General features: G+C 36.3%; 25 protein-coding genes. 13 read left to right on the forward strand and 12 right to left on the reverse strand.

Annotated elements, in window-relative coordinates; genetic code table 11:
• Nucleotides 1–22: 22 nt before the first annotated feature.
• Nucleotides 23–301, reverse strand: coding sequence for a hypothetical protein (locus DBR39_RS13695; RefSeq protein ID WP_124533976.1), 279 nt, complete (start codon nucleotides 299–301; stop codon nucleotides 23–25).
• Nucleotides 302–728: 427 nt separating this feature from the next.
• On the opposite strand from DBR39_RS13695, the gene DBR39_RS13700 reads away from it, so the two are divergent.
• From DBR39_RS13700 to DBR39_RS13720, 5 genes are all read left to right on the forward strand, one after another.
• Nucleotides 729–1058: a PadR family transcriptional regulator gene (locus tag DBR39_RS13700; RefSeq protein WP_103234940.1), complete on the forward strand. Its 330-nt coding sequence runs from the start codon at nucleotides 729–731 to the stop codon at nucleotides 1056–1058.
• An 11-nt stretch (nucleotides 1059–1069) separates the two neighbouring features.
• Nucleotides 1070–2791, forward strand: a complete 1722-nt coding sequence (locus DBR39_RS13705) for a PspC domain-containing protein (protein WP_124533978.1) — start codon at nucleotides 1070–1072, stop codon at nucleotides 2789–2791.
• A 315-nt stretch (nucleotides 2792–3106) separates the two neighbouring features.
• Nucleotides 3107–3694, forward strand: coding sequence for a 1-acyl-sn-glycerol-3-phosphate acyltransferase (locus DBR39_RS13710; protein WP_124533980.1), 588 nt, complete (start codon nucleotides 3107–3109; stop codon nucleotides 3692–3694).
• 27 nt (nucleotides 3695–3721) lie between these two features.
• The gene (locus tag DBR39_RS13715; RefSeq protein ID WP_124533982.1) at nucleotides 3722–4150 is read left to right on the forward strand and encodes a PaaI family thioesterase; all 429 of its coding nucleotides are present in this window, start codon (nucleotides 3722–3724) and stop codon (nucleotides 4148–4150) included.
• A 157-nt stretch (nucleotides 4151–4307) separates the two neighbouring features.
• On the forward strand, nucleotides 4308–5276 hold the full coding sequence (locus DBR39_RS13720; protein ID WP_124533984.1) for a chorismate-binding protein: 969 nt from the start codon (nucleotides 4308–4310) through the stop codon (nucleotides 5274–5276).
• A 248-nt stretch (nucleotides 5277–5524) separates the two neighbouring features.
• Here DBR39_RS13720 and DBR39_RS13725 read toward each other — a convergent pair whose 3' ends face one another.
• From DBR39_RS13725 to DBR39_RS13770, 10 genes are all read right to left on the reverse strand, one after another.
• A complete protein-coding gene (locus DBR39_RS13725) occupies nucleotides 5525–5725 on the reverse strand; it encodes a hypothetical protein (protein WP_103232907.1) in 201 nt (66 codons plus the stop codon).
• A 5-nt stretch (nucleotides 5726–5730) separates the two neighbouring features.
• Nucleotides 5731–6333, reverse strand: a complete 603-nt coding sequence (locus DBR39_RS13730; protein WP_124533986.1) for a MarC family protein — start codon at nucleotides 6331–6333, stop codon at nucleotides 5731–5733.
• Between the two features lie 44 nt (nucleotides 6334–6377).
• Nucleotides 6378–8093: a BatD family protein gene (locus tag DBR39_RS13735; RefSeq protein ID WP_228447836.1), complete on the reverse strand. Its 1716-nt coding sequence runs from the start codon at nucleotides 8091–8093 to the stop codon at nucleotides 6378–6380.
• 23 nt (nucleotides 8094–8116) lie between these two features.
• Nucleotides 8117–8863, reverse strand: a complete 747-nt coding sequence (locus DBR39_RS13740; protein WP_124533990.1) for a tetratricopeptide repeat protein — start codon at nucleotides 8861–8863, stop codon at nucleotides 8117–8119.
• A 100-nt stretch (nucleotides 8864–8963) separates the two neighbouring features.
• A complete protein-coding gene (locus DBR39_RS13745) occupies nucleotides 8964–9971 on the reverse strand; it encodes a vWA domain-containing protein (RefSeq protein ID WP_124534002.1) in 1008 nt (335 codons plus the stop codon).
• Entirely contained in the window at nucleotides 9971–10963 is a 993-nt protein-coding gene (locus DBR39_RS13750; RefSeq protein ID WP_124534004.1) for a VWA domain-containing protein, read from the reverse strand. The genes DBR39_RS13745 and DBR39_RS13750 overlap by 1 nt, the downstream gene beginning before the upstream one ends.
• The gene (locus tag DBR39_RS13755; protein WP_124534006.1) at nucleotides 10956–11852 is read right to left on the reverse strand and encodes a BatD family protein; all 897 of its coding nucleotides are present in this window, start codon (nucleotides 11850–11852) and stop codon (nucleotides 10956–10958) included. The genes DBR39_RS13750 and DBR39_RS13755 overlap by 8 nt, the downstream gene beginning before the upstream one ends.
• 58 nt (nucleotides 11853–11910) lie before the next feature.
• Complete coding sequence (locus DBR39_RS13760) at nucleotides 11911–12774, reverse strand: DUF58 domain-containing protein (RefSeq protein ID WP_124534007.1); 864 nt, start codon at nucleotides 12772–12774, stop codon at nucleotides 11911–11913.
• Between the two features lie 52 nt (nucleotides 12775–12826).
• Nucleotides 12827–13285 carry a GNAT family N-acetyltransferase gene (locus DBR39_RS13765; protein WP_124534009.1) on the reverse strand — a complete coding sequence of 153 codons (459 nt, stop codon included), beginning with the start codon at nucleotides 13283–13285 and terminating at the stop codon, nucleotides 12827–12829.
• A complete protein-coding gene (locus tag DBR39_RS13770) occupies nucleotides 13285–14289 on the reverse strand; it encodes an AAA family ATPase (protein WP_103232916.1) in 1005 nt (334 codons plus the stop codon). The genes DBR39_RS13765 and DBR39_RS13770 overlap by 1 nt, the downstream gene beginning before the upstream one ends.
• A 251-nt stretch (nucleotides 14290–14540) precedes the next feature.
• Between DBR39_RS13770 and DBR39_RS13775 the strand changes: the two genes are divergently transcribed.
• From DBR39_RS13775 to DBR39_RS13805, 7 genes are all read left to right on the forward strand, one after another.
• On the forward strand, nucleotides 14541–15014 hold the full coding sequence (locus DBR39_RS13775; protein WP_109737943.1) for a DinB family protein: 474 nt from the start codon (nucleotides 14541–14543) through the stop codon (nucleotides 15012–15014).
• A 113-nt stretch (nucleotides 15015–15127) separates the two neighbouring features.
• A complete protein-coding gene (gene rlmB, locus DBR39_RS13780; protein WP_124534011.1) occupies nucleotides 15128–15886 on the forward strand; it encodes a 23S rRNA (guanosine(2251)-2'-O)-methyltransferase RlmB in 759 nt (252 codons plus the stop codon).
• 52 nt (nucleotides 15887–15938) lie between these two features.
• Nucleotides 15939–16142 (forward strand): hypothetical protein, encoded by a 204-nt coding sequence (locus DBR39_RS13785; protein ID WP_124534013.1) that lies wholly within the window; start codon nucleotides 15939–15941, stop codon nucleotides 16140–16142.
• A 36-nt stretch (nucleotides 16143–16178) separates the two neighbouring features.
• The gene (locus DBR39_RS13790; protein ID WP_124534015.1) at nucleotides 16179–17228 is read left to right on the forward strand and encodes a DUF6263 family protein; all 1050 of its coding nucleotides are present in this window, start codon (nucleotides 16179–16181) and stop codon (nucleotides 17226–17228) included.
• 58 nt (nucleotides 17229–17286) lie between these two features.
• A complete protein-coding gene (locus DBR39_RS13795) occupies nucleotides 17287–17517 on the forward strand; it encodes a hypothetical protein (RefSeq protein WP_103232921.1) in 231 nt (76 codons plus the stop codon).
• Nucleotides 17518–17548: 31 nt separating this feature from the next.
• Nucleotides 17549–20089 (forward strand): YfhO family protein, encoded by a 2541-nt coding sequence (locus DBR39_RS13800; protein ID WP_124534017.1) that lies wholly within the window; start codon nucleotides 17549–17551, stop codon nucleotides 20087–20089.
• Between the two features lie 104 nt (nucleotides 20090–20193).
• On the forward strand, nucleotides 20194–21480 hold the full coding sequence (locus DBR39_RS13805; RefSeq protein ID WP_124534019.1) for a glycosyl transferase family 1: 1287 nt from the start codon (nucleotides 20194–20196) through the stop codon (nucleotides 21478–21480).
• 50 nt (nucleotides 21481–21530) lie between these two features.
• Here DBR39_RS13805 and DBR39_RS13810 read toward each other — a convergent pair whose 3' ends face one another.
• Complete coding sequence (locus tag DBR39_RS13810) at nucleotides 21531–22175, reverse strand: hypothetical protein (RefSeq protein WP_124534020.1); 645 nt, start codon at nucleotides 22173–22175, stop codon at nucleotides 21531–21533.
• Between the two features lie 100 nt (nucleotides 22176–22275).
• On the opposite strand from DBR39_RS13810, the gene DBR39_RS13815 reads away from it, so the two are divergent.
• Nucleotides 22276–23247: a YpdA family putative bacillithiol disulfide reductase gene (locus DBR39_RS13815; RefSeq protein ID WP_124534023.1), complete on the forward strand. Its 972-nt coding sequence runs from the start codon at nucleotides 22276–22278 to the stop codon at nucleotides 23245–23247.
• The last annotated feature ends 35 nt before the right edge of the window (nucleotides 23248–23282 follow it).

The following is a 23282-nucleotide window of genomic DNA, read 5'->3' on the forward strand; positions in this document are numbered from 1 at the left end:
GGATGCTTTTTTTATTTATTCTCTACTTATCTTTTTCGTATTCAATCGGTGTAATATCAATCGTTTTTCCATTAATCTGTACCATAACGTCTTTCCATTGATATACAATATTTTTAGGTATTAGCCTTAAAAAACGTTCAATGTCATCTCCTGTATAATCATTTATGAACTCTTCAATATTATCCCAGCATTGAGTGTCTGAGAATTCACAAAACCTATTTCTTACGGTGTCATAGAAAGCAAAAGAGACCTCTTCTTCATCTAAATAAATTTGTCCAGTTAAATCAATAAATCTTATCATAGCAAAATGTATTTAAACAAAGGTAATGTTTTATTAATTTTAAAAGTGCTTTAAAAGTGCTTTAAATTGATTAAAAAGTTCTCTTAAACTGAATGTGTATTTAGATAATTATAATTTTTTTTTGGACGTTCAGTATTGAATCTTTGGACGTTCAGTTTTCGCGATTATATCTGCATTTCTTTCAATTTCATTTAAAATTTAGAGATTTCTCACCCATTTTCCAGTCAAATTCAATTTCATCAAAATCCACATACAAAATTATTAAATTGATTATCAATTATTTACATTATTTATTTTAAAAATTTCACTACTTTGTATTGCATATTACCATTTAATTTACATATCTTTGTAATGTAAAATTAGAATAGGCTCAACTAGCTAGGGGCATTTTTCTAAAAATATAACTAATTAACAAAACTTATCAAAGATGAATACCGAAAATACCAAAGCGCAAATGCGAAAAGGGATTCTGGAATTCTGTATTCTAAGTCTCATCAATAATAGAGAAATGTATGTTTCCGATCTTATCGATGAACTGAAAAAAGGAAAACTGGATGTAGTGGAAGGGACCCTCTACCCTCTTCTTACAAGACTTAAAAACGGAGAGTTTCTCTCTTACAGATGGGAAGAATCTACAGGAGGACCACCCAGAAAATATTATCAGATCACAGAAAAAGGAAAACTCTTTCTGGATGAACTTCAAAACACATGGAATGAGCTGACAGCCTCAGTAAACCAAATCACCCAACAAAATTAAAAAACAAAGCTATGAACAAGACACTCTCAATAGGACTCGCAGGTTTTTCTTTTACCATAGAAGAACACGCATATATAAAGCTCAGCGACTACCTGAATGCTCTGAGAAGCTCACTGGACGCTTCTGAGGCTGATGAGGTAATGCATGACATAGAAATAAGAATGGTGGAGATTTTCAAAGATTCTCTGGGAAAACGTGAAGTAATCAACGATACCGATGTAGAAAAGGTAATCGCACAGATCGGAAGCCCTGAAAAAATTGAAGAACAGGAAGAGGCTTATTTTTCTGAAAAAACATCAGCAAGAAATACCTATTCAGGAAACAATTATACAGATAAAAAACAGCTGTTCCGTGATCCGGAAAAACAAAAAGTAGCCGGAGTTTGCGCAGGTTTAGCTCAATATGTAGGAATGGATATTACCACAATGAGAGCAATCTGGCTGGGAATCTTCGTACTAGGAATTTTCACAGCAGCCATCTCATCTTCATTGATCGGTCTTTTATATGTAATCCTTTGGATCGTACTTCCAAAAGCTGAAACAGCAGCAGATTTCCTGAAAATGCAGGGAAAGCCTATGAACTTCGACAATCTTAAAAATGAGTCTAATAAATTGGTGCAGTTTGCCAATGAATCTACTCAGAGGGTCGGAGAAATATATAACGAAAACAAGCCTTACATCAACAACGCAGGAAGCGGTATCTGGAATGTATTCAAATACATTGTAGGAGGATTCTTCGTATTGATGGCTGTAGGAAGCATTATCGGAGTATTTGTATTATTCGGTCTTTTCGGAATGGATACAGACTTCCCAGGAGCCAATGAAATCAGATTCTACATGGATGATCAGGGACTTGATAAAGTACTGGCAGCCATGATGGTCATCGGAAGTTTAATTCCTGCTATTCTTTTCAGTTTATTAAGCATCAAGATATTCTCTCCAAAAACAAAACTGAGAAATATCGGATGGGTAATAGGAGGTTTATTTCTTCTTCTGATCGGGTTAGGAACTTACTTTGGACTAAGCATGGCTAAAAAGAACATGATCTACAAAGGAAATAAAGAAGATGTAGAAAATGTTGCCATCAACACGACTTCAGATACATTGTATGTAGATGTAAAGCAAATCAATATTCCTCAGAATTTCAAAGCTTATAACAATGATATTTATTCTGATAAAAGATCTGTGTATGAAGAAGATTATATTTCAGTAGATGTAACCAGAAAACCGGATATTAAAACCCCTTATCTGATCATCAAAAAGGAAGGAAATGGTTATAATTTCCCTATCCAGCTGACCGTTCCTGTAGAAGTTGTAAACAATAAAGTATTACTTCCGAACTATGTAAAATATCCATATGAACATAGATTCAGAGACTACAGCGTAAATTATGAGCTTGTAGTTCCGCAAAAAACCATTGTTATCTCAATGAAGAAAAACGATATCAATATGGATGGAGACTTAGACGGAGACGGCATCAATGACAACGATCAGGACAGAGATGAAGACCACAACGGTGTTAGAATTGAAAAAAATAAAATCACGGTGAACGGTTCTAGTATCGAATACAACTCTGATGATCAGGACAGCATCATCGTAAACGGTAAAAAAGTTCCAAACAACCAGGCAAAGAAAGTAATTGATTCTGCAGTGTCCAACATCAAGAAAATAAACAAAGATGTGGACATCAAAATCAAAGACGGAAAAAACGAAATTTCCATACAAACTAAATAATTAACTTCAGAGAGTGGTAGAAGGTGTGGGTGGATGGCAACCGTTTGAAATTCACACCCTTCTTCTCTCAGAAAAGTGAAAATAAAGCAATATTTAGTTCTTTATGTAAAAAAAATGTTTTAATTTCGTACTGTTAAAATTTAATAACCAATCAACCAAAAACACAGCCTTATCATGATACAATTTGCAATGGAATTCGTAATGAAAATCGTAGATTTAATTAGCGGTTTGTTTTAAGAGCGATAATATTTCAATATATTTGTAAAGTATAACCAAAATTTGGTTATACTTTTTTGTTTTTAATCCAAGAAATCTATGAAAAAGCTAATAGGTAAAGCAATGTTAAAAATATTAGGTTGGAAGGTCGTTTTACAAGGCGATGTCAACAACCTGAACAGATGCATCCTTGTGGTAGCACCACATACTCATAATATGGAATACATTTTAGGGAATTTCGCCTATTGGTCTTTAGAGAAACCTTTAAAAATTATCATTAAAGATGCCCATACCAAAGCCTGGTACGGAAGTATTGTAAAAGGACTTGGAGGCATCGGTATCGACAGAAGCCAAAAAAATGACCTTGTAAATTTCGTAGCGAACCAATTTTCAAAAGAAGATTTCAGCCTTGTGATTACTCCGGAAGGAACAAGAAGCTGGGTACCGAAATGGAGAAAAGGATTCTACCACATGGCTTTGGCAGCAAAAGTTCCTATCGTACTGGCAGCCGGTGATTTCAAAAGGAACATTGTTTATCTGGGGTACACCATTCCTTATGAAAGAATAGCATCGGTTCCTTTTTCAGAAATCATGGAGGAAATTCAGGAGTATTATGTAAAAAATGATATTGTCCCTAAAATCCCTACCAACTGGAATCCCAATATTATGGGAACCGGAAATGAATAGATCTAGAAACAAAATTAATCATACAAAATGAAAGGTCAGACAAAAGAAGAAATACTAGCATTCATCAATAACTGGGGAGATGTAACGCTTGCCAAAACCCTTGAAATAAGATTCATCGATATTGATCTTGAAAATGAAACCCTTACAGCGACAATGCCTGTTCTTCCAAGAACGCATCAGCCATTTGGGATCATGCACGGAGGAGCAAGCTGTGTCTTAGCTGAAACCTTAGGGTCAAGCCTGTCTAATATATTTATTGATGGTGAAAAGTATTATGGAGTTGGGACTAATATCAATTCTAACCACCTGAAAAGTAAAAAAGACGGAATTGTAACTGCTACCGCACGTTTTATCAGAAAAGGAAAGACTATGCACGTTTCTGAGATTGAAATCCGTGACGAAAAAGGAGTACTTATCAACCACACTACGATGACGAATAATATCATCAATAGATAAGTGGCAACAACATAAAAAAATAAAGAGCTTAAAATAAATTTAAGCTCTTTTTATTTTGACATTTTTAAGACTAATAATACCTTTGTAGAAAGGAAAATTACAACCGGAATTTCCTGTATATTTCCGGTGGTTAATTTTCAAAATGCATTCATAACTCATGATTTATTTCAAACTTCCTTTCGACGAAAGACTATTGTCTGCGGATGAAAAAAATATAAAAAATGCGGTCAAATTTCATTCTTATAATGGCTTAGATCATATTGACTTCAATGGAGATATTGTTGAAATTGATCCGTCTGAATTTGATCATACTTCGATCACAAACGATGCATTCATTAATGCCCCAACCGGCAGCATCCCAGAAACCAGGGAAGAATACTGTAAAACATTACAGGAAGTCATTGAAGTGATTAAAAAAAACAATCTCCCTAAGCTGGTTTACTCAAGAAGAAAAATTTTTACAGACTTTACCATCATTGATTTTAAGGAGAGTTTTAATAATCTATGTAAATCTTATCCAAATGCTTTCAGATACCTCTTCAATGACGGAGAAAATGCATGGATGGGAGCTTTCTCCGAAGTATTAGGAAAGTTCAATAAGACAACCCATGAGTTTGAAACGATGGCGCTGGCAGGAACTCTTCCTGTGTTGGAAGAATGGTCTGAAAAAGAAATTGAAGAACAGAAACCGGTCACCAGTTATATTCAGGACATTCTAAAAAACTATTCTGATAAGGTACAACAATCGGAAACCTATGACCATATTTCCGGAAATATTAAGCATTTAAGAACAGATTTTAAAACGACCATTCAACCTGAGGATCTTGACAGGATTATTCAGGACCTTCACCCTACTCCGGCAGTTTGCGGTATTCCTAAAGATTTTTGTAATGAAAACATCCGTAAATACGAGAAATTTCCCCGTGAGTTCTATGCAGGTTATAGTAAGGTAGAAACTGAAGAGAGTATTTTGTATTTTGTGAACCTACGTTGTGCCAGGCTTTATAAAGACGCTGTACATATTTTTGTAGGAGGTGGAATAACCGCTCAAAGCAGCCCTGAAAAAGAATGGAAGGAAACGGAACTGAAGTCTGAAGCGATATTGAAAAATCTGGTTATTTCTTAGATGTTGGTGAATATTTTCTATGTTACGAAAATATAATTGCGCTCCACCTTATTTTATAGGTTTTGGTTAAAGCCATAGGAACGTTTACAAATTGTTTAAACAGGCAAAAGCCCACCTCTATTGAATAGAAAAGCCAATATTGTATTTAATGACAACCTAATCCCTGCTACCTATTACCTTCCACCTAATAAAAACAAAAACCTCCTTCAAAACGAAAGAGGTCCTATATCTATAATGAAATATTCAATTTATTTCTTTACACCGATTCTGCTCCAGGTATCCATAACGAAAAGCAGGATAAGGCCTATTGCAGCAGCTGATGCTGAAAATACAAACCTAAGGTTATCTTCATCTCCTAAGATATCTGTTGTCTGCCAGTTGATAGCGTAAAGATTGATGGCGATGAATACAATAAACAGTACTAAAAATACTTTATAAAACTTCTTCATGACTCTTAAAAATTAATATAATTCTGCACCAACTGTGCAAAATTTGCGGTGAATAATTTAATTGAAATTGCCAAAAGGATAATTCCGAAAACTTTCTGAAGGATCATCAAAGTAGCATCCCCGATTTTGCTCTCCAACCATTTCGCTGATTTCAGCACCAAATATACGAAAATTGTGTTAAGAATAATTCCGAAGATAATATTAATATCATGGAATTCAGCTCTAAGAGACAATGCCGTTGTTAAAGTTCCGGCACCTGCTACTAGCGGAAATGCGATGGGTACAATAGATGCAGCCTTTGCTTCGGTTGTTTTATTAATTTCAATTCCTAAAATCATCTCCAGGGCTATGATAAAAATCACAAAAGCTCCGGCAATTGCAAAGGAATTTACATCCACACCAATAAGTTTAAGTATTTTATTTCCTACGAAAAGGAAAACGATCATAATAGCACCTGCTGTGATTGATGCCTTCCCAGCTTCAATCTTTCCAAACTTCTGCTGAAGGCTTACGATAATAGGCACCGAACCGATAATATCGATCACGGCAAACAGAACCATAAAGCTGGTAACGATCTCTTTAAAAGAAAAACCATCAAAAATTTCCATCTCTTTGTAATTAAAAATTTCGCAAAAATATGAAAATAAACTGACTATTTGCTAATTTGTGAATATAAATTAACAATTGTTTTCAAAAGTTCTTCAAGAGCATCAGTAGATTTCACAGGATTATATTTTTCCATTTGAACTTTCTGCTGCAGTTTGCTGTATTCTTCAGCCACTGAAGATCCATTGTGCTTTTCAAGAAAAGTCTTAAACTCCGCTGCAGAGCCTTGGAAATACTGGCTTCTTACTTCCTCATCCAATTCTTCCAGTGTGATAAAGAACTTTTCAAACTCCCCATTATCCTTAAGATTTTCCAGATATCCAAAGTAATCATTGATATCTGTTTTCAGCAATTCTCTGATCTGTTTTTCTGTTTCAGCCACTGAACCTAAAGGTTTTGCCGGTACAGTTTCCCTAACTAATGTACGTTTTTTTTGCCAAGTTTTAAATAACAGATAAGCAACAAATAAGCTTAGCAGAATCGCAATATTGATTAAAAGAACATTCCAGTGGAATTTACTTTTTTCTTTTACTTTAAACGAAGTGGTTTTTAAAACCGGAGTATTTACCGTTTCCAAAAGGTTATTGGTATACTCGTTTACCTTTTCTACCGTAGAACGGGCTTCCAGGATCTGATCATGAGAAAATGCATTCAGATCCAATGTTTTTTGTCCCAGATCTACATATTCTTTATTTTCAGGATCAAAGAAAGCAAATTGTTCAGTTTTAATAGCTATCGTTCCGGATTTGTTCGGAATAATAACATAGTTAGCCAGAATCTCTCCTTTCATTCCTGTCGTTCCCGGAGAAATTTTAGAGGTAATTTTCGGAGCAAAAACCTCATAGTCCGGAGATGCTGCAATTTTAGGAAGTTCCATATCCGGCAGGTTACCTTCTCCTGAAACTTTCACTACAACATTCAATGGTTTCTTGGCTTCCGGCTTTTCTTTGGAAGCATTATATACGTTTACATTAAAGTTTCCAACAGCATTTTTAAAACATTCCGGTGCTCCTTCCGGAAGTCTTCTTACATTGATTTTTACTTTATTGGAAACAATCTTAGATTTGTTAGAATAGGTACTTACAGAAGCTGCTACCCCAGGAACTTCTACATAGCCGGCTTCATTTGGAAATACCATAAACATGGCCAATACCTGTGAAGGCATATTTCCATATCCGGACGGATCTATTTCAGACTTATCAAAATTGATAGGATGTACGTTGATATTATCCTGCTGTGGAAGATGAATATTCTTTACCTTTCTCAGGTTATCCATACTTCTTGAATATACTCTAAGAACAGCAATGGTAGGCTGATCCTGATACACCTCCCTGTCTTCGATCTCCATATTCAGATAGACATCATTGGACGTATTGGCAGCCAGTGATCTTTTGTCAACAATATCACGGATATTGACATCAAAAGGTTCTGTTTTGTAGATTTTATTATTGACTGTAACCAGAACTGAACCGATCTTTATTTTCCCTTTTTTCTTAGGTTCAAGAGCAATTCTGGATATTTTTTGAGTAATTAAAGTATTGGTAGCGGGATCAATCACAGTGTTGGTAACAGATCCGCTTCCTATAATATTAAATTTTGAAAGATCCGGCATCTGAAAACCTGTCTGCTGTATAAGGTCAGTTCCGTTAAGTTCAAGAACGATGGTAAGATTTACGATATCTTTTCCTGTATATTCAGATTTATCAGCATCCAGAGTAAGATTTACCTGTCCGTAAGTAATTACGGATGCTAGAGTAAGCAATATGTAAATCAATTTGTGTTGCATCACCAATCTTTCTCGTTGCTTTCAGGCATCGAATAAGAATTTTTGTTCAAAATTCTTCTGGCAGTTTCTTTTTCTTTTTCGTTTATTTTATCTAAGATCGCATTTTCAAGATTCTTTGGCATTCTGCCTTCATTCTTTTGATTCTGCTTAGGATTGTCACCCTGGTCGCTTTTACCTTCGTTTTGTGGACCATTACCCTGATCTTGCTTTTTGTCTTTGTCGCCTTTGCTCTGATCATCACCCTTGTTCTGATCATTTCCACCGCCGCCTTTTCCTGAGTTATTTTGTTCCTGTTTTTGTTGTTCTTTTTCTTTCTCTTTCAGCTTGGCAATCTCATAATTTTTTCTTGTCGCCTCACTGTAAGGGTCCTGCTTCAAAGCCTTCTTATAATAATCAGCGGCTTTTTCCGGCTGGTTCATCTGCATATATGCATTCCCCAGATTATGAAGAGCGGCCATCTTATCAGGAAGTGTCTGTGAAAGCTTTTCTGCTTTTTCAAACTCTGCCTTTGCCTCTTCGTATTTTTTACTTTTATACAAAGCATTCCCCATATTATAGTGAGCGGTAAAATCTTTATTGTTGGATTTTATCGCTTCCATGTATTTCGAGGAGGCTCCGTCATAATCTTTACCGTCAAATTTCTGATTGCCTTCATGAACTAAATTTCTGTAGTTTTCCTGCCCAAACAAAAAGCCTGAGAGCGAGACGGCAACAATAAACGATAAAAATGTGATTTTAGTATTCATCACTTGCAAAATTATTCCTTTATATGTTAAGAAACAGAGTTTTATTTGTTAAAATTCGGTTAAAGTACTTGTAGAATTTCTTCTATAAATGAGGGAAAAACTACACATTAAAATCTTTTTTAGGATTAAAAATAAAAATTAAAAAGAAGAACAGAATAGATACTCCTAGAAAATATTGATAATAATGATTGGCATTCTGAGATTTCACCAGTGTTACCGCTCCTGCAGACTTCTTACTGATAGCATCTACAATCCTGTCCGGAGCTTCATTGATGTTATTTCCGTCAATATAAGTGCCTTCCGTAGATTCTGCCATTTTCTTTAAAGCTTCCGTCTGTCTTTTTGAAATTACCGTTCCTCCGTTTACATCTGATTTATATCCCATCAGCTGGCCAAAAACATATTCCGGAACCGGGGCTCCTTCATCGGTACCGATACCTACAGAAGTAATACTGATTCCTTCTTTATTAGCTAGTCTTATTGCCGCATTGTCATTTCCTTCATTATCTTCACCATCACTCAGTAATATGACTTTTCTGGATCCTTTGCTTACATTTTTAAATTTCTCAGCCGCTGCCTGCATCCCTTTCAGGAAATCGGTTCCCTGAATCTGCATCGAACTGGTTTCAATACCGCTGATATAGGTCTCTGCAGTATTATAGTCAGTCGTCAGGGGCATGATAGATATTCCGTTCCCGGCAAAGATGACAATACCGATCTTATCATTATTCATTTTCTTCATGGTAGCTGTCATCAGATTCTTAGCCTCTGTAAGACGGCTTGGATCGACATCTTCCGCATTCATAGAATTGGATACATCCAGCATAAAGATCACATTATTCAGTTTCTGGGTACTCTTCACCTCCTCCGAACCATTTAGAAGGTCAATAATAGAGAATATCAGAAATAATGTTCCTATCAAATATAAAGCAGGGAAAAACTTCGTAAATCCCGAACTCTTGTCAAATAAATTATCGTGAAAGCGGCTGGCTGCAAAAATTTCTCTTTTTTTATTTCTCCATTTTAAAAAACGGATCAGAAAGGAAGCTAACAGCGGCAGAAGCAACAGTAAAAGTAAATACCAATAATTTCCTAAAGACCAACTCATCAGCTTAAAATTTTATAAAACACCCATCTCAATAATGCATCAAATACCAACATTCCTAAAGCAATCCAAAGGAATATCTTAAAATATTCTTCATAATTGTAAAGCTTGGAAACTTTCACATCAGATTTTTCCAGCTGGTTGATCTCATTATATACTTCTTCCAGACTGCTGTTTGAGGTAGCTCTGAAATACTTTCCTCCGGTAGTCTGTGCAATTTCTTTCAGTGTATTTTCATCAATGGCAACCTCAGTTTCTGTAAAGATAAGATCTCCAAAAATATCCTGTGAAGTCGGCATCAGGGCATAACCGTTGGTTCCGATCCCGATTGAATACACTTTTATATTATTATTTTTCGCCAGTTCAGCAGCTACCTGCGGAGGAATAGCATTCTGAATATTGCTTACTCCATCTGTCATTAGGATGACTACCTTACTTTTTGCTTTGCTTTTAACCAAATGATTCACCGCAACGGAAAGTCCTTCTCCAATAGCTGTTCCAGGCTCAAGACCGGCAGAATTCAGATTTTTAATTTCATCAATAACAACCTGATGATCTGAAGTCACAGGAACTTTTGTGAAAGCTTCTGCAGCATAAGCTACAACACCTATCCTATCGTTCGGACGTTTCTGGACAAACTTTACAGCAATATCTTTTAATGCGGTAATTCTATCCGGGTTAAGATCCTTAGCCAGCATACTCAAAGAAACGTCAATAGACAACATAATATCTACTCCTTTTGTATCATCTCTGTCCTGAGAAATGGTAAAGGTTCTCGGCCTTGCCATAGCAATGATCAAAGCAGAAAGAATGATATACTTTGAAATTTTCAGTAAAAAAAGTACACCCTGGATACCACCGCTGTGATCCATATTTTTTGTCGTAGGAACTTTTATCCCTTTTCTTTTGCGTCTCCCTGCATCTTTAATTAAAAGTGGGATAAGCAGCAGAAAAAGCAATAAAAACCATGGACTGTAAAACTCAAAATTAAACATCCTTTCTTAAGTTTTCAAATTCTAAATCTTTGGATGATCTTTTCACAAAATCCCTGATATTGGCAAAGTCTTTCTCCATCGTATCCTGATCCGGGAAGGTCTTGGCAAATTTTACCAGATCTCCTCTCAGGAATACATCTTCTATTACTTTTTCATTGTCCTGCGAAATGGTATTATTCTTTTTCATTACATCAATAAGATCATCGGTAAGAAGTACATCTGCCGGAAGGTGATATTGTTTTGTGATAAAGTTTCTGGAAATATCAATCAGTTCAACATAAAATGAACGGAAGTTTCCTCCTTCGATATATTTTTTCTTTTTAAGGGAATCCAGCTCTTTCAATGTCTGATTGGTTGCAACCACGGGAGAACTTTTGGATTTTCTTCCCCATTTCACAAACATAACAATGGCAATAATAAGAGCCAATGCTGCCAATGCCGCAAGAATATAAAACTTATAAAGCTCCCAATAATCCTTGGGTTCAAGTTTCACATCCTTATTATTCATGATGTCATTGATCTGATCTGCTTTTTGAGCCGTATTGATGACCTCTATTTCATAAGGAATTGTCTTAAGTATTTTATCTCCTACTTTGAATTCCAGCTCAGGAATGGTAAATTTTCCTTCCTCAAAAACAGAAAATTCGATCTTTCTTTCATAAGAATTCTGATTTTGACCGATACTGTCCTTAGTTTCTTCAAAGTGAAAAGGAAGCAGTTCATTTTTCGGAGCTGAAGTTACCTGCTGTTCATTAAGATTATCAATCTTTATCGTAAGATGATTGATTTCTCCCAAAGCGAGGGTTTTCTTTTCTACATTAGAGGATAATATCTGTGAAAAAGCATTCGCACAGATCAGAAAAGATAATATTAAAAGTATTTTTCTCAATGTTAAAATAATAAAGGCAGCTGCCTCATGTTTTTTTAGTTACGAGCTAAGCCCGATGTTATTTTTTCTGAAAGTAATTATACAATAATTTTGAATAATCTGACCCGGTATCGATATTCATAAAACTTGCCGAGCTGTTGGCAAAATCTTCTTCCAAGGCTCTCAGTTTTTGTTTCTGAGCTTCCGCAAAGGTATACCGCCATCTTGCGCTGGAAGTATTAGCCCAGATCTCCTTTCCGGTTTCCACGTCATATAGACGGGCATATCCTACATCTGGGATTTCATTGTCTTTTTCATCATAAATCCTCATCCCCAGCAGCTGATGTTTCTTTGATGCCACTCTCAGCATTTTTGAATCATAGGTGTCTTCAAAATCTGACAACAGAAAAACCAATGATTTTCTTTTAAAAATCCCCATCATATATTCCAGAGCTTTATCTATTTTAGATTCTGTCGGAACATAATCGGCAGTCAGAATATTACTGATGATCGAAAGAATATGCTTTCTTCCCTTTTGAGGGGGAATTACTTTATATACTTTATCCGCAAACAGGATCAATCCTACTTTGTCATTATTTCCTGCTGCTGAAAATCCTAAGCTTGCTGCTATTTCGGCTACATATTCTCTTTTCAGCTGAACTTTTGTACCATAATCCATGGAAGCAGAAATATCAACAAGAATCATCATTGTCAGCTCTCTTTCCTCTTCCATTACTTTTACAAATGGTTCACGGAAACGTGCCGTTTTGTTCCAGTCGATCCTTCTGATCTCATCTCCAAACTGGTACGGACGAACTTCAGAAAAAGTCATCCCCTGCCCTTTAAAGGCACTGTGATATTGCCCCATCAAAGCAGCCTCCGTCTTTTTTCTGGTACGGATTTCAATCTGCTTTACTCTTTTTACAATATCTTTTATCTGCATAGACAAGTTTAAGGTTTAAAGTTCAAGGTTTGGTTACAAGATTCTGTACAATTTACCCTTTAAGCTCAATGGATACATTCAGCCATTCATTATCAAACTTTGGACTGTATTTTTTATAAAAATTGATAGCCGGCTCATTCCAGTTTAATACCTGAAACACCATGCCGCTATAATTATTGGATTTACCATATTCTAATGTGGCATCAAACAATTTCTTTCCGATCTGCTTTCCTCTCAATCTTTCTGTTACTACGAGATCTTCAAGATACAATCTTCTTCCTTTCCATGTAGAATATCTGTCATAATACAACGATATTCCTACTATTTCACCATTGAATTCGGCTACAAAAGCTCCCCATACCGGAGAAACTCCGAAACCGTCATCTGTAAACTCATCTAATGTTACAGTGACTTCATGAAGTGCTTTTTCATATTCAGCCAATTCCCTGATTAAATCCAGCATGGAAGCGCAGTCCTCCTGAACTGCTTTTCTGATTATTACTTCACTCATTATGGTGCCTGTATTTTTGCTAAAATTCTATTGATAATTTCTTCTGTTGAAATTTCTTCAGCCTCTGCCTCAAAAGTTAAGCCCATTCTGTGTCTCAATACATCTTTTGCCAATGCTTTTACATCTTCAGGAACCACAAAAGCTCTTCCTTTTAAGAACGCATATGCTCTTGAAGCGATAGCAAGGTTGATAGAAGCTCTTGGAGAAGCTCCGAAGCTGATATAATTTTTAAGCTCAGAAAGACCATAGTTTTCCGGATAACGTGTTGCAAAAACCATATCCAGTATATATTTTTCAATTTTCTCATCCAGATAAATCTGGTTGATCAATTCTTTAGCATCTATAATATCCTGAAGAGAAATCACAGGTTTCACTGTTGGCTGATGTGAAGTGGAAACCATTCTCATCACCTGTCTTTCATCTTCGAAAGAAGGATAATCTATGGTACATTTCAGCATAAAACGGTCGCTCTGTGCTTCAGGCAGCAGATAAGTTCCCTCCTGATCAATAGGGTTCTGTGTTGCCAATACCAGGAACGGCTTTGGAAGCTTCATGGTTTCATCACCAATGGTCACCTGCTTTTCCTGCATTACCTCCAGAAGAGCCGACTGTACTTTTGCCGGCGCACGGTTGATCTCATCCGCCAATACAAAGTTCGCGAATACAGGTCCTTTTTTTATGGAGAAATCATTGTCTTTGATACTGTAGATCATCGTCCCTACAACGTCTGCAGGAAGCAAATCCGGGGTAAACTGAATCCTTGAAAACTCCCCATGAACAGCATCTGCCAATGTTTTTATCGCAAGAGTTTTTGCCAATCCCGGCACCCCTTCAAGAAGAACGTGACCATTCCCCAAAAGCCCCACCAGAAGACGGTCTACCATGTATTCCTGACCAATAATAACTTTGTTGATTTCCTGTTTCAGAAGAGAAAATAAATAATTTTTTTCCTTTATTTTTTCCGTCAATTGGCGGATATCTTCAGCTTGATATATCTCTGACATAGCTTGATTTAAAATAAGTGGTAAATTTCTGATAAATACTTGCATTAATCAACATAATAAATGCTATTTTTGAGTTAAAGTTTGTTAAATATTCCAGTATTGATGCAAGGTCAAGAACCGCTGAAGGCTTAAAACTCAATAAGATTATCTTATTTTTTCATAAAAATATATAAATTTTGCTTTAATCATCTGCTCAAAAATTGTCATTTCCAGTTTATTAAACTATTTTTGGTGATTAAAAATTTTGCAAAATGAATTATCATTTTCAAGCGCACAGACAGGTAAGAAAGAACCTTTTGGATGTACTTCGAAACACCTCTCATGAAGATCTGCTTTTGATTCCGGATGGTTTCAATAATAATCTTTACTGGAATATTGCACACACCGTTGCTACACAGCAGCTTCTGCATTATTACCTGAGCGGAAACCCTTTCCGTATTGATAAATACTGGATCGAAACTTACAAAAAGGGAACTTTACCCAACCTGGATGTTCAGAAATCCGAAGTGGAAGATTTAGAATTTTTGCTTACAGAAACTTCGAAGATTCTGATGAAAGATTATGACAGCGATTTCTTCTCAGACTACACGCCTTATACCACGAGTTTCGGAATGGACCTGAAAAGCATTCAGGATGCGATTATCTTCAACAATATGCATGAAAGCCTTCACTATGGATATGTGATCGCTCAAAAAAGAGCAATTCTAGGAGAAAAAGGAAGATAGTTGATGTGAATTTCACTTCGCCAGTCAATGATAATAAAAGATGATTTTATCAACCAAAAATGGATTGATAAGGTTAGATTGACATTTTACAACTCACTATTTAAAATAATAAAATGACAGATAAAAAAGACGATTTCATTTTCGGGCTGCGTCCTGTGATTGAAGCAATTGAAGCAGGAAAAACGATTGACAAGGTCTTTGTGCAGAATGCACTTCAGGGTCCTATTTATGCTGAACTAAAGACAATTTTAGCAAAAAATAAAATCCGTCCTAATTATGTTCCGATTGAAAAACTTAACCGTTTTACAAGAAAGAACCACCAGGGTGTGGTAGCCTTTATTTCAGATGTACCATTTCATAAAGTGGAGGATATTGTTCCACAATTATTTGAACAAGGGAAAACTCCTTTTCTTTTGATTCTGGACAGGCTTACCGATGTAAGAAACTTTGGAGCAATTTGCAGAACTGCAGAATGTGTAGGAATTGATGCTATTATTATTCCGGAAAAAGGAGCTGCTCCTATCAATTCTGATGCGATAAAAACTTCCGCAGGAGGAATTTATAATATTAAAATCTGTAAAGAAAACAACCTTGCACACACGGTAGATTTTCTTCAGCAGAGCGGAATTTCCGTATATGCAGCCAGTGAAAAAGCGGAGAAGCTCATTTATGATGTCAGCTTCACAGAACCATGTGCCATTGTAATGGGAAATGAGGAAACCGGAATTTCTAAAGAAGTATTGCATCATTCTGACGAAAAAATAAAACTTCCTATCGAAGGAAAAACTCAATCTCTGAATGTTTCTGTAGCATGTGGAGCGATTTTGTATGAAGCGGTAAGACAGAAAATGGCCGTAATACCGAATCCTTAAACCATAAGCATAAAATCACTTTTTCCATTATTTTTCACCATATGTACTCTGAATGTACAGACAAAAAATAAAGCAGCAGGATGGTAAAAGTTATTCCTATAATTACGGAACAACAGAAATCGGAACCTCAAAATTTCCGAGCGCTGAAAGTTTATATGAGAAACCCTTGGAAATGGACCCAATCATTATTGGTACAAATTCTGCACAGTTATTGACTTGTTATGGGAAAAGCTGCATGATATTGCAGACCATATAGTAAGAAATAGTAGTAAAAAATAAAGTTAAAAATCAAATGAAGAACATTGCAGCGCTAGCGCTTATCTCATCAATAGCTCTTGTATCTTGTAAAAAAGAAACGGCAAAAATAACGAAAGTAGACCCTAAAACCGGAAAAACGGTAACCGTAGAAGTTCCTGCTGACTCTGTAGCAAAAGTTGCAGAAAACCCGGCAATCAAAGATTCTGCTGGAGTTATCACTCAAACATTTAAACTTGAAAAAGGAAAAACATATCCTCTTACAACTTACCAGAGAGATGTAAAAACAATGACAGATCCTCAGGGAAAATCTATCACTGCAACCAGTGAATCTACAGATGAAATGAACTTTGTAGTAGATGATATCAAAGGAAATGTATACGAAATGACCCTTAACCTTGTTGCAAAGAGAAATTCTCAGGCAGCGCAAGGAAAGACCGTAGTTGTAGATACTAAACTGCCTCTTCCTAAAGAAGATGATCTTAAAATGATCTGGAATGTAAACAAAGCGCTTACCGGAAACAAGCTTGCGATGAAAATGGATACAAAAGGTAACGTAATTTCTATCACAGGATTTGATGCTGTTTATACAAAAGTGGGGAATGCAGTAGGTACTCTTATTAAAGATGCCAATGAAAAAGCGAACGTTGTAGCAAGCCTTAAAGGATCATTCAACGAAAAAGTATTGAAAGATCAATTCCACAAAAACCTGATGATTATTCCTAAAAAAGGAGTAAAAATAGGTGAAAAGTGGTCAACTTCTGAAAATGCAGACGCAAGCGGAAGCGTTAAAGTGACATCCAACTATGTCATAAAAAGCTTAGGAAACGGAGCAGCAGAAATTGCGGTAACCGGAGGTATTCCTAAGAAAACAGAAAAGAAAGCTCAGGGACCGATTACACACAGCATGAGCAGCGAACTGGTTCAGAACGGAACCATTAAGTTTGACGAAAGCACAGGATGGATTACCAACCAGAATATCAACGTAAAAACAACACAGATAGAAACTATTTCAGATGGAAAGCAGTCTCAGTCTATGAAAAGCGTTTCTAATTCTTCGGTAATGGTAAACCCATCTGCTAAATAATTAAAGTAAATACGTTCAGGGTTTATACTCTAAACCCTGAATTTTAAATCTAAAAATTATGAAGTACATTCTTGAGTTAGTACTCACTGCCATTATTATTTTCTTTGTCTGGAATATTCTTAAAAGAATTTTCTTCAAGACATTTTATAGTTACCGTTTTAATAACAATAATCAAAACAACGGAAAGCAGGATATAGACGACTCGAATAAGAATAACAAACAGAACCTTAAATGGGATGCAGAGACTGTAGACTATGAAGAGGTGAAAGAGAGTAATGACAAAAGGTAAAAATTCCAAGAAATAAAAGATAATAACCAGCATGGCAAAAAACAAAAACTTCCTTTATATTGCAATTTCATTAGTAGTATTTATAGTTTTAGCATTTTTATATTCCACTCCTGTATTTACAGGAAAACAACTTTTCCAGCATGATATTGTGCAATACAGAGGAGGAGCAAAAGAACTGCTCGACTATAGAGCCAATACCGGAAATGAAACCTATTGGAGTGACTCTATGTTCGGGGGAATGCCGACTTATCAGATGGGAAGCCAGTTTAAAGGGGACATCATCAAAAAAATCGACAGCAATCTGAATTTCCTGCCAAGGCCGGTCAATTATCTCTTCCTGCTTTTTGCAGGTTTTTTCCTTTTGGGAATGGTAGTAGTCAGAAACTGGAAGTATGCGCTCCTGGGAGCCACTTTCTTTGGACTTTCGACCTATTTTTACATTATTATCGCAGCCGGACACAATGGTAAGGTAAACACCATTGAATATTTTGCTCCGCTGTTAGCCGGAATTTTACTGGTTTATATCAGAAAAAAATACATCTGGGGATTCATTGTGACAACCCTTTTTATGGGGCTTCAGATCGCTGCCAACCACCCGCAGATGACCTATTACCTATTCCTAGCTTTAGGATTTTTATTCCTGTCTGAATTGATCAGAGCTATTCTGAAGAAGACACCGATGAAGCATTTCCTTATTTCTTCGGGAATTATCGCGGCAGCATGCATTATTGGCGTTGGAATGAATTCGCAAAGAATCATGGCTAATTCTGAATATGTAAAAGAAACGGTTCGTGGAAAGCAGATCTTAGATAACGACAGTCATACTTCTGGAAAATCTGGAATGGATAAGGAAAGTATGCTGATGTGGAGCTACGGACAGCTGGAAACTTTAAACCTGTTTATCCCAAGATTAATGGGTGGTGGAAGCCAGGAGCCGGAAGGAAAAGAAATGATGAGCAAAGTTCAGGAAATGGTTCAGGAAAATGTGGGCTCACAGGCTGAAATGGACAGAATTTCAAAAGGTTTCGGCGGAATGACTTACTGGGGAGACCAACCGGGAACTTCAGGTCCTGCTTACCAGGGCGCTATTGTATGTTTCCTTGCTTTATTAGGATTTTTCTTCGCATCGAAAAAATACCGTTACTGGATTTTAGGAGCTTCTATCCTTACTATTTTATTGGCTTGGGGAAGCAATTTTATGCCATTATCGGACTTCTTTATTGATTATGTTCCGTTTTATAATAAATTCAGAGCTCCTTCTTCCATTCTGGTTGTAGTGGAATTATTATTCCCTTTAATTGCCATTCTGGGATTATACAATTTCTTCACAGATGAGAAACTGACTGAAGAATACAAACAGAAAATCCTTCTTTATACAGGAGGCGGAACATTAGGGTTTTTATTGATTCTTTTGATCTTTGGAAAATCATTATTAGGGTTTTCAACAGAAGGCGAAAAGACTTACTTCCCTCCTTTCCTACTCGATTTTCTGGTAGATGAAAGATATAAACTATTCAGAATAGATGCGATAAAAGCATTTATTTATGTAGCCATTACTGCTGCAGCATTATTCTTAACTTTAAAGAAAAAGCTTAATCAGAATATAGCTTTGGTCATCATCGGAGTCGTAAGTTTATTTGATCTTTGGACTGTAAACAAACGTTATTTGAATGACGAAAACTACGTAGATAAGATCTTTGCTGAAAATCCTTTCCAGACAGAAAGTTCAGATCTTCTGGCTGAAAAAGTTCAGGGAAATCCGAACCTGGAATCTATTCTATCCAATGTCAATATCAACAAAACATTGGAAACAATCACTGAAAAAGACAAAACTCACTACAGAATTTACAACCAGACGCTGGGCGTAACCAGTGAAACCAATACCTCTTATTTTAAGGCTTCAATTGGCGGTTACCACGCTGTAAAATTAAGAAGATATGATGATGTACTGAATGAGTATATCAACAATGTCGACAGTGTAAAAACACCTAATGTATTAAACTTATTAAATGCTAAATATCTGGTTTTCGGAGGTCCTGATCAGCCACAGGTTGTTCCCAATCCAAAAGCCAACGGAAACGCATGGTTTGTAAGCGACTTGAAGTTTGTAGATAGTCCTAATCAGGAAATTAAATCTATCGGAACTATCGACAACAAAAAAACAGCGGTTATCGCATCATCTGATAAATCGTATTTTGACAACAAACCAGTACAGGCAGATTCTACAGCATTTATCAATCTGACGAAATATCAGCCTAATGAACTTGAATTTAAATCTCAGTCGAAAACTCCTCAATTGGCTGTTTTCTCTGAAGTTTACTATCCTCACGGATGGAAAGTATTGGTAGATGAGAAAGAGGTTCCATACATCAAAGCAGATTACTTACTACGTGCAGTACATGTTCCGGCAGGAAATCACCACATCAGAATGGTTTTTGAACCGGAAGTGATTGAAAAAGGGAAATGGGTTTCCTTGCTTTCATTCGGATTATTTATCCTGTTATCTGCGTTTGGTATCTTCTGGATCAACAAAAACAAGAAAAAAGAAATTGTAGCTGAACAAAAAGCTTAAATATTTAAGCTTAATAATATTACGCATTGTCATTATTAATGAAGAGATAGAATGAGATTCTTCACTGCGCTACTCTTCGTTCAGAATGACATAGAGCTTAAAAAATGGAACAAAAGAAAATATTGATTATCACCTATTACTGGCCTCCTGCGGGAGGTCCTGGTGTTCAAAGATGGCTGAAGTTCGCAAAATATCTTCCGGATTTTGGCTGGAAACCGATCATCTATACTCCGGAAAACCCAAGTTATCCTTTGCTGGATGAAACGCTGATGAAAGATGTTCCTGAAAACATTGAGATGGTAAGAACCAAAATCTGGGAACCTTATCAGCTGGCTGAAAAACTTAATAAAAGCAATAAGAAATTTAAGGCGGGGCAATTTGATGTAGGAAAAAATCAAAGCTGGAAATCTAAACTTTCAATTTGGGTAAGGGGTAATTTTTTCATTCCTGATGCCAGAGTTTTTTGGGTGAAACCATCCATTAAGTTTTTGGAAAAATATTTGAAAGACAATAAAATAGATACGATTGTTACTTCCGGCCCGCCCCACTCACTCCATCTGATTGGTTTGGGACTTAAGAATACAATGCCGGATCTGAAATGGATTGCCGATTTCCGTGATCCATGGACCGAGATTTCCTATTATAAACATTTGAAATTAACCAAAAGCTCAGATAACAAACACCGTCAGCTCGAAAGTGCTGTGTTCAGAAATGCAGACATCACTCTGGCCACAAGCTATACTGATGCAGAGAATTTCCGGAAAGCCGGAGCTAATGCAGTTTGTATTACAAATGGATTTGATGAAAGTGATTCACAGGAAAAGGGGAAAGAGCCCATAGGTGAAACTTTTACATTAAGTTATATCGGAGTTTTGGAACAGCTAAGAAATCCCGAAAATCTTTGGAAGGCACTTGATGAACTGATCAAAGAGAACCCAGAATTTGCCACCAGTTTTACGTTGAAATTTGTAGGAAGAATAGACGATAAAATCCTGCATTCTATTGAAAATTCAAGTCTGAAAAATCATATCCTGAATCTTGGATATCTTGCCCACGGAAAAGCTGTAGAGGAAATGCAGAATTCAAATCTTCTTCTGATCACCAATTTCCCCAATGAATCTTCAAAAGGGATCATTCCCGGAAAAATATTTGAATACCTGGCTTCAGGAAAGCAGATTCTGTCATTTGGTCCGGACAAAGCTGATGTGGCAAAAATTCTGGAAGAAACCCAGGCAGGAAAGCACTTCAGCTATCAGGATGCAGAAACTGTCAAGAAGTTTATCATTGAAAAGTTTGATCTTTGGAAAAATGGGAGTTCTCTTGAAAACACTCAACATATTGAGCAGTTCTCGAGAAGAAACCTAACCCATCAACTGACCGAAATTTTATAACAAAAGAAAGGAAATTAGAGGCTGGAAGTTCTATCCCCAGCCTCTAAATTCTATATCGTCCACTGGTCGTTCACCACTGCGATCAGATAATATTTACCCTGAAATTCTTCAAATATAAACCGGACCGTTTTCCAATCCATATTACCATACTTCTCCGTTCCTTTGATATAGTTTTCGGTGAAGTCATCTTTAGGATAGATCTCCTTTAAATTATTTAAAGAATTACCGCCGCCGATAAATTTATTCAGTGAATATTGTGATGTTGTAAAATCTTTAGAAAAGACCCATTTACCAAGATAATCATTGATCGTCGCTTTATAAGGATCTCCTGAACCGTCATGTGCCCCCCAGGTAAATAATGTTTTGGTAGGCTGATATTTTTCAAAATCTGCTTTAGAAAAGTGCTTGTCTTCCTTCAGGTCTACATAAGCATACATTGAAAAGCGAACCCCTTTTTCCGGGTGAATGAAGGAAGCAAAAGCTGTATAGTCTTTATTTTTCAGAGCTTTCAAAACCTCATCATTGGTCTGTTTTAAAACGGCTTCTTTATTAACATTATTCTGAAGGGTACTTGCGCTGTCTGTTTTTGCCTTCTGTGCGACAGAATCAATTGTACTAGGGACAGGCTTCCCAGCCTCTTTGTTACAGGCTACAACAAAGCTCAAAGCGAGTACCGGAATAAATAGTTTTTTCATATTTCAAATTTTGTAATGGGTAAAAAACACCAAAACTGATGCCAAGCAGAATTATGAATTCATCATTGATAATTTATAATTTCCATTGTACCTTTGTTATATGGAAATTTTGGACATTCTCATTATCGGAGCCGGACCTATTGGTTTAAACTGTGCTCTTGAAGCTCAAAAAAACAATCTTAGTCATGTAATCATAGAAAAAGGAACCATTGTCAATTCACTTTACAATTATCCTTTGTATATGCGCTTTTTCTCCACTGCTGAAAAATTGGAAATTGACGATATTCCTTTTATTTCTACGGCTCCAAAACCGGGAAGGCAGGAAGCACTGGAATACTATCAGGGAATTGCCAGACAAAAAAAGCTGAATATCAACTTATATGAGAAGGTACTGAGTGTTTCGAAAAATGATGAAATATTTGAGATCAAAACTACGAAATCAACTTATCTGGCCAAAAATATAGTCATTGCTACCGGATTCTATGATATCCCCAATCTTATGCATATTCCCGGTGAAAATCTTCCAAAGGTCAAGCATTATTATACCGAGCCTTATCCTTATGCGAAGCAGAAAATTGTAGTGGTAGGATCAAGCAATTCTGCGATAGATGCTGCACTGGAAACGTATAGAAAAGGGGCTGAAGTAACCATGATTGTCCGTCATTCTGAGATTTCAGATAGTGTAAAATACTGGGTGAAACCGGATATTGAAAACAGAATTGCAGAAGGTAGCATCAAAGCTCATTTTAATGCAGAACTGGTAGAAGTTAAGGAAAACACCGTTGTTTTTAAAGATGAGGATGGAAAATCCCATGAAATTGACAATGATTTTGTACTGGCAATGACAGGCTATCTTCCGGATTTTGATTTTCTAAGAAACTCAGGCATCGAACTCAATGGAGATTGTCTGAATCCTTTCTATAACTCTGAAACGATGGAAACCAATATTCCCAACCTTTATTTGGCAGGAGTGGTTTGTGGAGGAAAAGATACTCATCTTTGGTTCATTGAGAATTCCAGAATTCATGCGAATATGATTATTAATACGATTCTTTCTAAATCTGACTATTAAACATTAATATATATCAAAAAAGGTTCGGGCAATTT

It is taken from the genome of Chryseobacterium sp. KBW03 (genome assembly GCF_003852415.1).
GTDB classification, from domain to species: domain Bacteria; phylum Bacteroidota; class Bacteroidia; order Flavobacteriales; family Weeksellaceae; genus Chryseobacterium; species Chryseobacterium viscerum.